Genomic DNA, 9049 nt, shown 5'->3' with positions numbered 1-9049 from the left:
CTCGAGGAAAAGCAGGGGTACGGCCGAAACAAAAAACGAGCGGCCTTTATCATTTTGCTGTGCTGGTCCGGACCGGGTGAGCCTTGGCTTGTCGCTCCGGCATCTGCTGGATAATAACTATCCGCTGCAGGGCGCCTCGGACCATCAGTTCAGCGAAGCAGTATATCTGGCGGATCCAGACGGCAACGGCATCGAAATATCGTGACCGTCCGGAGCAGGAGTGGAAAAGAAATGCACACGGCGAACTTGCAGTACAGACGCTGCCGATGGATGTGGAAGGCGTCCTTCAGGAAGCATCCGGATCGGAATGGAAACGGTCTACCGGCAGGAACCGTCATTGGTCATATACATCTCCACATCTCCAATTTCGAAAAGTCCGCTCATTTTTATACAGAAGTGCTCGGATTTAACACGATGATTTCCATTCCGGGAAGCGCTCTGTTTGTTTCAGCGGGGGGATACCATCATCATATTGCCGTGAACCTCTGGGCTGGAAATAATGCTCCGGCGCCTGCAGAAAATGCGGTTGGACTGATGTATTACTCGATCGTTTTTCCGAATGAAGAAGAAAAACTAAAAGCAGCTGCCCGCTTAAAGGAAGAGGGAACGCCTTTAGAAGAAGATGGAAATGGGATCAGCTTTCAGGATCCGTCCGGAATCCGGGCTAAACTTACCGCCGCTGTGTAAGCTTTAGAAAAGCAGACGCTCTTAGCCGGGCGTCTGCTTTTAAACGTGTGCATCCTTCCTGCGGGCTTTGATTTTGTGGCATAATAGGGACATGAACAAATGACAAAATCAAACTACGACTACGATAAAAGGATGGATAGATACTATGAGTACTCCTGATTTAAAAGCACGTTCGCCCTGGTCGGCGTTAAATGATGTAGATAATGTAACGATACATCCGCTGAATGGAAAAGCTGTATCGGTGGATATGACTGTACCGGGTAGTAAAAGCTTTACGAACCGGGCGCTTATTCTGGCAGCACTTGCGGAAGGAACGTCTACGCTTTCCGGCCTGCTAAAAAGTGACGATTCCTACTGGTGCCTGGATGCGCTGGAAAAGCTGGGCGTATCTTCCCGGGTTACGGGACACGGTGGAAATAGACGGCTGCGGCGGCAGCTGGCCGGTCAAGGAAGCGGATCTTTATATCGGGGCAGCGGGGACGATCGCACGGTTTCTGCCAGGCGCGATTGCTGCAGCTGAGGGAGGATCATATCGGATCGAAGCCAGCAGGCGGATGAGCGAACGGCCGGTCAAACCTTTAATGGAGGCGCTCGAGCAGCTGGGGGCACAGATCGAATACGAAGACAAAAAAGGATTCTACCCTCTGGTAATCAAGCCTTCCGGCCTGCACGGCGGAAACGTAAGCATATCCGGCGCCGTATCAAGCCAGTTTATCAGCGGTCTGCTTATCTCAGGGGCAAACCAGCAGAATGATCTGACGGTAAACATACCCGATCACATCGTGCAGCATGCCTATGTAAAAATTACGCTGGATTTAATGAAGGAATTTGGAGTGAATTCTGTATATAACGATGAATTGACCAAAATGACTGTTCCGGCCTCAGGCTACAAAGCCCGGGATATGGCTCTGGAAGCAGATGCTTCTACGGCGAGCTATTTTATGGCGCTTGCAGCTATTTCAGGCGGACGGGTTCGTATTAATAATCTGCCTACCGAAACGAACCAGCCGGATATCGGCATGGTGGACTTGTATGAAAAAATGGGATGCACCGTAGAAAAAGGCGAAACCTATGTAGAGATTCAGGGGCCGGAGCAGCTCAAAGGCAGCCTGGATATAAGTATGAAAGAAATGTCGGACCAGACGCTGACGATCGCTGCAATTGCTCCGTTTGCGGACGGGCCGGTTACCCTGCGGGACGTAGAGCATATCCGCCATCACGAATCGGACCGCATTCATGCGATCTGCACTGAGCTTGGGAAACTGGGAATAAAGACAGATGAGTTCGCAGACGGACTGACTGTTTATCCGGGAACGCCGAAAGGAACCCCGTTATTATCCTATGATGACCACAGGGTGGCAATGGCGCTGTCTCTTGTAGGAGCAAAGGTGCCGGACGTTACGATTGCTGATCCGGGCTGCGTATCCAAAACGTGCCCGTCCTATTTTGAACTGTTGAAAGCTGCAGGGGTAGATATTACTTACAGCTAATAGAGCCTGTCCTGATAGAAATAATTCGGCTTGTTGATATGATTGTTATATTCTTTATGAAAAATGGACGTTGTGGCAGGAGAAACCGGCGGAATCAGCCAGGTCCAGTCCCCGGTTACTTCCCTGCCGGCCTGGGCTTCTTTCTTTTCAAAACGCTCGAATTGAGAAGCGGCGGTATGGTGATCAACCATGCTGACGCCCTGCTTTTTATAGGAGTGCAGAACGGCCCGGTTCAATTCCACAAGCGCACGGTCTTTCCAGAGAGTGGACGCGAATGAAGTATTCAGGCCCGCAATCTCAGCCATTTCGGGCAGAAGATTGTAGCGGCCGGTGTCCGCCAGGTTTCTGGCGCCGACTTCCGTTCCCATATACCAGCCGTTAAACGGAGCCGCCTGATAGGTGATGCCGCCGATTTCAAGCTTCATGTCCGATACGATAGGGACGGCGTACCATTTGTATTCTTTCTCTGCAAAAGCCTCGTATTCCGGATGCTCCAAAGGGACTTCAAGAACGAGGGAGGGGGGAATTGAAAACCATTTAGGTTCATTCTCACCAATACTGATTAAGATAGGGAGAACATCGAAATCTGTTCGTGATCCCTGCCAGCCCAGTTCGAGGCACTTATTAGTGAAATCAATAGAATCCGGATCGCCGATTACGCCATGTTCTGTCTGGTAGCCGGCGTAGCGGATCAGCTGATAATTCCAGATACGAATAGCCGGCTGCTCAGGGGAGGCCGGCGCAAATAAAGAAATGACCGGCAGAATCCTTCCTTCATTCGTTGCGTAGCGGATGTGCCGGAACAAAGACTGGGCGATTTCTTCTTCTGTACTGTCTTTTCTGCAGTCCAGCACATGAAGTGATTCCCAGAAAAACCGTCCGATACAGCGGTTGCTGTTGCGCCAGGCAAGCTTTGCTCCAATGCGCAGTTCTTCCAGCGTATGGGTGTAGTGCCCCGTGTCGGCAATCTCCCTCTCGATCTGTTTTAAGCGCGTCTGCTGCACGCTGCTATTTTTTCCTGCTTCCATATAGGCCAGTTCAATAAATGTTTTTGCTTCTTCTGCCAGCTGTTTTTTACCCTGCATAGAGACACCTCATCGCGTAGTTTCAATATATACAGTATATGACAGAAGACGGACATATTCTAATATTACAAGCCGTATAGTGAAGAAAGGAGAACGCTGTGCTGTTTTTAGCCGTTTTTTTTACTTTATTTTTACTGCTGCTTATGGGATTGGGTACGGCAAAACTGCTGTTGTTCCGGGAGAAATTTTTTCTCTCGGGCATTGGCTCAGTTTTTCTGCAGGAGCCTCGCTTGCTTTGAGCGTTCTTTTTACCATGTGAAAAACCCCCGTCCCGCCTGGTGTGAAAGGCGGAACGGGGGTTTTAGCTGAACGCTTTTATTGATCGATAAGGGCGCTCATTTTTTCAGGGAGTTCAGTGTTATCCAATAGTCCGGTGAATTCCTCAGATCCGGCACCGTACGCATATAATGGAACATCTGTACCAGTATGCTGGGAAGTACTCCAGCCAACGTAGGCATATTCACTTACGATAGAATTAATTTCGGAAGCACGTGTTTCTTCATCTTCAGCATTTTGAATACGTTCTGCTTCTTCATCAGTAATATCAATACCAGTGAAGGTAGACAGTACTTCTGCTGCGTTGGAGGCATCATCATTGAGCTCAGACGCCATTTTGTTTCCTGTAGCCGTTACATCGCGGAGAACGTCCGGCTTAGCCATATATTCGTCATACCCGCCAACCGTCATACCGCCTGTTTCGTGGTCACCTGCGACAACAACAAGCGTATTGCCTTCTGCTTCAGCGTAATCCACGGCTTCCTGTACAGCCATTTCAAACGCTTCGGTGTCGGTCATGGCCCAGGCTGCATCATGAGCGTGGCCGGCCCAGTCAATCTGGCTTCCTTCTACCATGAGGAAAAATCCATCTTCATCTTTTTCCAGAGACTGGATCGCCGAAGTCGTCATTTCAGAAATGCTTGGCTGCTCTTCCGGGCGTTCTAGTTCCGGAGACATTGCTTCTTCATGGAAAAGGCCTAGAATTTTTTCCTCCTCGGAAGCTTGAATATCATTAAGGTTTTCTGTATAGGTAAATCCGTCCGCTTCTGCTTTTTCTATAAGATTATCCTGCTCCTGCTCGCCGCCTTCTGATTCAGGAAGAAACATATTGCGGCCTCCGCCCATAAGGACATCAACGTTTTCAAGCAGCTGCGGAGCAATCGCCGCTTCGTTATCGCGATCTTCTACGCTCGATCCGAAAACAGCCGGCGTGGCATGGGTAATTGTAGATGTTGCAACCAGGCCGGTGGATTTGCCGGCATCTCCTGACTTTTCAAGTATGCTGTCCGGAGAATCGCCTTCCGGTGTCATACCGATCATGCCGTTTTCTGTTTTAACTCCGCGGGCCATCGCTGTTCCGGCTGCGGCAGAATCGGTTACGAGGTTGTCGGCTGAGTCGGTTTTCATCATGCCGGTTAAAAATTCGTCCCATACAGGGGCTTCTTCGCCCTTGAAGTGGCGGTAATTTGTAGCGTAAGCTGCGTCAAAACCATCAGGGATCATATAAATGATGTTTTCTACTTCTTCCGGCTTTTCTTTCTGGGAATGAGCCGGGGCGTTTCCATTGTCATCAGGCATGCTGGCGTAGGCTCCTGTTCCGGAGGAAAGAATAATCGACGTTCCAAGTCCAAGTGCGGCAACGCTTTTAAGTCTGTGAGGAATAGATTTCATGTTTTACTGACCCCTTTTCTGATTATGTTTTACATCCTTAACTATAGACGTCGGTTGTTAAGGAAGTATAAAGCATATTTAAAGAGAGTCAGAGGGGAGGGGGACTATACTACTTTTCCAATTTTTATAGCACAAAATAGTTATGTTTATAAAAAATAATATATAAATATACACCTGCATAAACGAAGATAAGTATAAAAGGCTCTATTTATAAGAATATTCTGAAATGAAAAACAAGTACTTTGGATTCACTGTGTATGTAAAATTTGTTAATCATAGGTAAAGAAAATATCATTTATATTATGGGAATATAGAAAAAAGCATGCCTGGTTCGGGCATGCTTTTAAAAATGAAGTTATATTTCATCAAGCAGCTTATAAATCTGCTGTTTATTTTCCGCCTGGATTAACTTCTCTCTGAATTCTTCATCCATCAGTTTTCTGGACAGCATCTGAAGAATTCGTAAATGATCATCGCCGGCCCGTTCTTCCGGTACCGCAATCATAAATATTAATTTCGCATTCGTGCCGTCCATGCTGTTCCAGTCCACGCCCTGCCGGTGAATGCCAAAAGCGACCGCGGGCTTTTTCACGACGTCGGCTTTTCCGTGGGGAATAGCTACATTCATACCGAGCCCGGTAGAGCCCTGCGCTTCCCGGTCCAGAATAACCTGTTTGAATGCCTTATTATCAGTAAGAACATCATTACCGGAAAGGGTGCGGATCATTTCATCCATTACGTCTTCCCGGGAATCGGCAGTCAATTCGGGATAATCAGATCTCTTGAAACAAGGTCGGTCAGCTTATTGAATGTTGTTTCCTGCTGCTGACTGCTTTCCGGACGCGGTGAAGCATCGCCGCTGGTTACAAGCGGTTCCTCCACCCCGCCGGCAGGTACAGCTACTGCTGTAACATCACGTTTGATCAGGTTGACAATAAAAAGCAGTAATAAGAGAACCAACAAGAATGGCGATAAAAACATCGTTACATTTGTTACGGCTCCGAGTACACCGACGATCGGGCCGCCATGGGCCACCTGATCGCCGACACCGCTCTGCATGGCAATGACTGCGGCTGCCATGGAACCGATCATAATGCTGGGAATAACCCGCAGCGGATCTTTAGCGGCAAAAGAATAGCGCCTTCCGTGATGCCGAACAATCCATTGTAAAGGAAGCTTTTCCTGCCTCGATCTCCGGCTGCTCGAATTTTTTCTTGTTCATAAATGTTGCAATGCCAAGCCCGATAGGAGGAACCGCAATCGCTGCTGCAACGGCTCCCATAATAGCAAAGTTGCCCTCAGTAATCATCGCTGCTCCGAACAGAAAAAGCTACTTTATTGACAGGACCGCCCATATCAAAGGAGATCATCGCACCTAAGATCAAAGCGAGCAGTACGGTGCTTGACCCTTCCATTCCGGCAAGCCATGTAGTCAGACTCTCAAAAACAGCGGCAACCGGTGCACCGATCAAAAAGGAGAACGCAAGACCGACAATAAGTGAAGCTATTACTGGAATAATAATAATAGCATAATCGGCTGGATGGCCCGTGGGACTTTCCATTTTTTAATCCATAATGCCACATAACCTGCCAGGAAACCGGCAATAATACCGCCGATAAAGCCGGCAGCGGCTTCACTGCCGTAAAAGCTTCCATTTGCTGCAATATAACGCCGATCATGCCCGGCGCAAGACCCGGTCTGTCGGCTATGCTCATTGCGATAAAGCCGGCCAGAATAGGTACCATAAAGGCAAAAGAGCCGGCGCCGATCGCTTCAATAGTACTCCAGATTGAATCCTCCGGAATAATTAAACCTTCTGCTGAGGGAACTCCTCCAAGTGATAAAGAAATGGCGATCAACAGTCCGCCGACTACGATAAAAGGAATCATGAACGAAACGCCGTTCATCAGGTGCCTGTAAACGGGATTTTCTTTTTTCTTCTTTTCATCCTGCTTTTCTGCAGAACCGGATAGAGTTTCGCCTTTATTGTCCAATATGTTTTGAATAAGCTGTTCTGGCTTGTGAATACCGTCCTGGACTCCTGTTTCCACATACTGCTTTCCCTGAAATCTGGATTTGTCGACATTTTTGTCGGCTGCAAAAATAACGCCTTCTGCTTCCTTTATATCTGTGTCGGTCAGGATATTTTCCGCTCCTACCGACCCCTGGGTCTCAACTTTTATTTCTACCCCGAGCTGAGCTGCGGCTTTCTGTAAATTTTCAGCTGCCATGTATGTATGGGCAATTCCTACAGGGCAGGCAGTAATAGCCACGATTTTTTTCATGCTGCCTCATCCTTTCCTTCTTTCTATAGTAAGTATAAAGAAAAAAGAAAGGGTTGATGAAAGCGTTATCTTTCCGGAAGATACGGTAATTTGAAATTAATCGTTAAAATAACGTAAAAACCGCTTCGGCATCGGTCAGGCTTTTGATGCGGGCTATACGGTCGGGCGAGTCGGACAGCTTTGAAATTTCTTCAAATAATTTTTTTACTTTTCCGCCTTCCTGTAGATCAGCTGCCAGCAGCAGCACAATGGCAGCTGAAGAGCCATTCCAGTCAATGGGATCGGAAAAGATACCAACCGCTACCGAAGGAATCTTGATAAAAGCCGGATCTCCGTGGGGGATAGCAATACCGCCTCCTATAAACGTAGACGACTTTTTTTCCCGGTTGATGGCACTCTCCACAAAAGCAGGAGTTACTTTGCCGGTCTTTTCAAGAAAGCCGGCTAAGTGAGTAATGGCTTTTATGTGATTGGATTCCTGCAGAAAATGAATATGGGCTGGAGAAGAAATAAGTTCCTGCAGAACATTATGGCTGTTTTCTTTTAACGTATTTACAATGCGATGTATTTGCTGCTGTTCCTCTTCTTTTAGAAAAGGTGAGACAACAACAGTTGGCACGTCCGTCCTCTGAAGCGGCACTGTAGAAATGATGATGTCGATGCGGTCTTCATCAAATCGTTCTGCTTCCTTTAGTGCTGTACAGCCAACTGTCTGCAGCGAATGAAATTTCCGTTCCAACTTTGTCTGAAGAAGGCGGGACATGCCCATACCCATCGGGCAGACGATAAGCACCCGTATATAGTCAGCCGACGTTTTTTTGGACCGCTCCAACGACACTTGAAAATGAATCGTCAGGTAAGCTACTTCTTCGAGCGGCCACTCTTTGGAAGGCTCGAGCTCTGCCAATGCTTCGATAATCATTTCGAACAAATAAGGATACATTTTTCTTATTTCCGAAGCCATAGGGTTATGGTGGCTGAGATGATGATCGATTCTTGCGGTACTGCTGTGAAGATGGGCCGCTGTATCCCGAAACAGGTCGCTGTCCTTATCGTAAGGATGTCCGGTAACAGCAGTTACTATTTCAATTAAATGGTGAGTAAAACGGATCGTTTCCGGGTCTATCTGAAGCTGTTCAAAAATATTTAAGCCTTCTGCAGAGGGCAGTTCAAGCCTCGCACTGCGAAGATGAATGGACAAATAATATACTTCGGCCGGCGGCCATGTCATTTGAAAGTAAGCTTCGAGTTCTTTGACGAGCTGTACTGCTTTTTTCATTTCTATTCTTTTCATATCAATGGACTCTGCCGGGTAGGCAACGCAGCGTTTCCACATGATTCGTTTAACAGCCAGCAGAATGTGAATTAATAACGTTTCCCGGGAGGCATGCGTATAGAAAAAAGAAGACTGCTGTTCAAGCCCTTTTATCATTTTGTTTACTGCTTCCCAGTCAAAGGGGGAAAACCATTCTTTTATAGGGTGATTTTCCTTTAAAGACTCGCGGACAAGATCAGCCATAGCTGCCCGGCGGCCTGTTTCCGGTCCAATGACAGAAACACCGACGTTTGGCTTTAACTGAATATTCAACCGGTATTTCTGCAGGCGCTCACTGCCTTCTTTTAATAATTCTTTTATAACAGCCTGGCTTTCATAAAGCTCTCCGCTCAGCTGTTTAATAGTCCATTCCTTTTTCGTATCCAGCAGCAGGCGGAGCAGAATGAAAATCTGCTCTTTTCTGGAGGAAAGCTGGTTTTTTTCTTCAATAGAAAACAACTGCTCCTTGATCTGAGCCTGTTTTTCTTCAGAAGGGTTAAAGCGTATACCCCGGCTCG

At 47.4% G+C, this 9049-nt stretch carries 6 protein-coding genes and 2 pseudogenes; 4 read left to right on the top strand and 4 right to left on the bottom strand.

Annotated features, from left to right (window positions below):
• The 4 genes and pseudogenes from MMY81_RS32375 to aroA form a co-directional block, all read left to right on the top strand.
• Window positions 1-205 (top strand): annotated as a pseudogene (locus tag MMY81_RS32375) (hypothetical protein); the annotation flags it as partial.
• Window positions 206-231: 26 nt separating this feature from the next.
• Window positions 232-687 (top strand): VOC family protein, encoded by a 456-nt coding sequence (locus tag MMY81_RS32370; RefSeq protein ID WP_252316049.1) that lies wholly within the window; start codon window positions 232-234, stop codon window positions 685-687.
• 145 nt (window positions 688-832) lie between these two features.
• Window positions 833-1207 carry a hypothetical protein gene (locus MMY81_RS34755; RefSeq protein ID WP_308215558.1) on the top strand — a complete coding sequence of 125 codons (375 nt, stop codon included), beginning with the start codon at window positions 833-835 and terminating at the stop codon, window positions 1205-1207.
• Complete coding sequence (gene aroA, locus MMY81_RS32365) at window positions 1098-2177, top strand: 3-phosphoshikimate 1-carboxyvinyltransferase (protein ID WP_308215557.1); 1080 nt, start codon at window positions 1098-1100, stop codon at window positions 2175-2177. Before MMY81_RS34755 ends, aroA begins: the two co-directional genes overlap by 110 nt.
• On the opposite strand, the gene MMY81_RS32360 is transcribed toward aroA, so the two are convergent.
• The 4 genes and pseudogenes from MMY81_RS32360 to MMY81_RS32345 all read right to left on the bottom strand — a co-directional run.
• Window positions 2174-3262 carry a nitric oxide synthase oxygenase gene (locus MMY81_RS32360; protein ID WP_252316048.1) on the bottom strand — a complete coding sequence of 363 codons (1089 nt, stop codon included), beginning with the start codon at window positions 3260-3262 and terminating at the stop codon, window positions 2174-2176. The genes aroA and MMY81_RS32360 overlap by 4 nt on opposite strands.
• 315 nt (window positions 3263-3577) lie before the next feature.
• Window positions 3578-4930, bottom strand: coding sequence for an alkaline phosphatase (locus MMY81_RS32355; RefSeq protein WP_252316047.1), 1353 nt, complete (start codon window positions 4928-4930; stop codon window positions 3578-3580).
• Window positions 4931-5285: 355 nt separating this feature from the next.
• Window positions 5286-7216: pseudogene (locus tag MMY81_RS32350) on the bottom strand (fructose-specific PTS transporter subunit EIIC).
• Window positions 7217-7319: 103 nt separating this feature from the next.
• The coding region (locus tag MMY81_RS32345) for a BglG family transcription antiterminator (RefSeq protein ID WP_252316046.1) at window positions 7320-9049 on the bottom strand (1730 nt) is incomplete at its 5' end.

The organism is Sinobaca sp. H24 (genome assembly GCF_023845525.1).
Note: the sequence above shows the minus strand (reverse complement) of the source record. Positions and strands in the feature narration are given on the sequence as shown.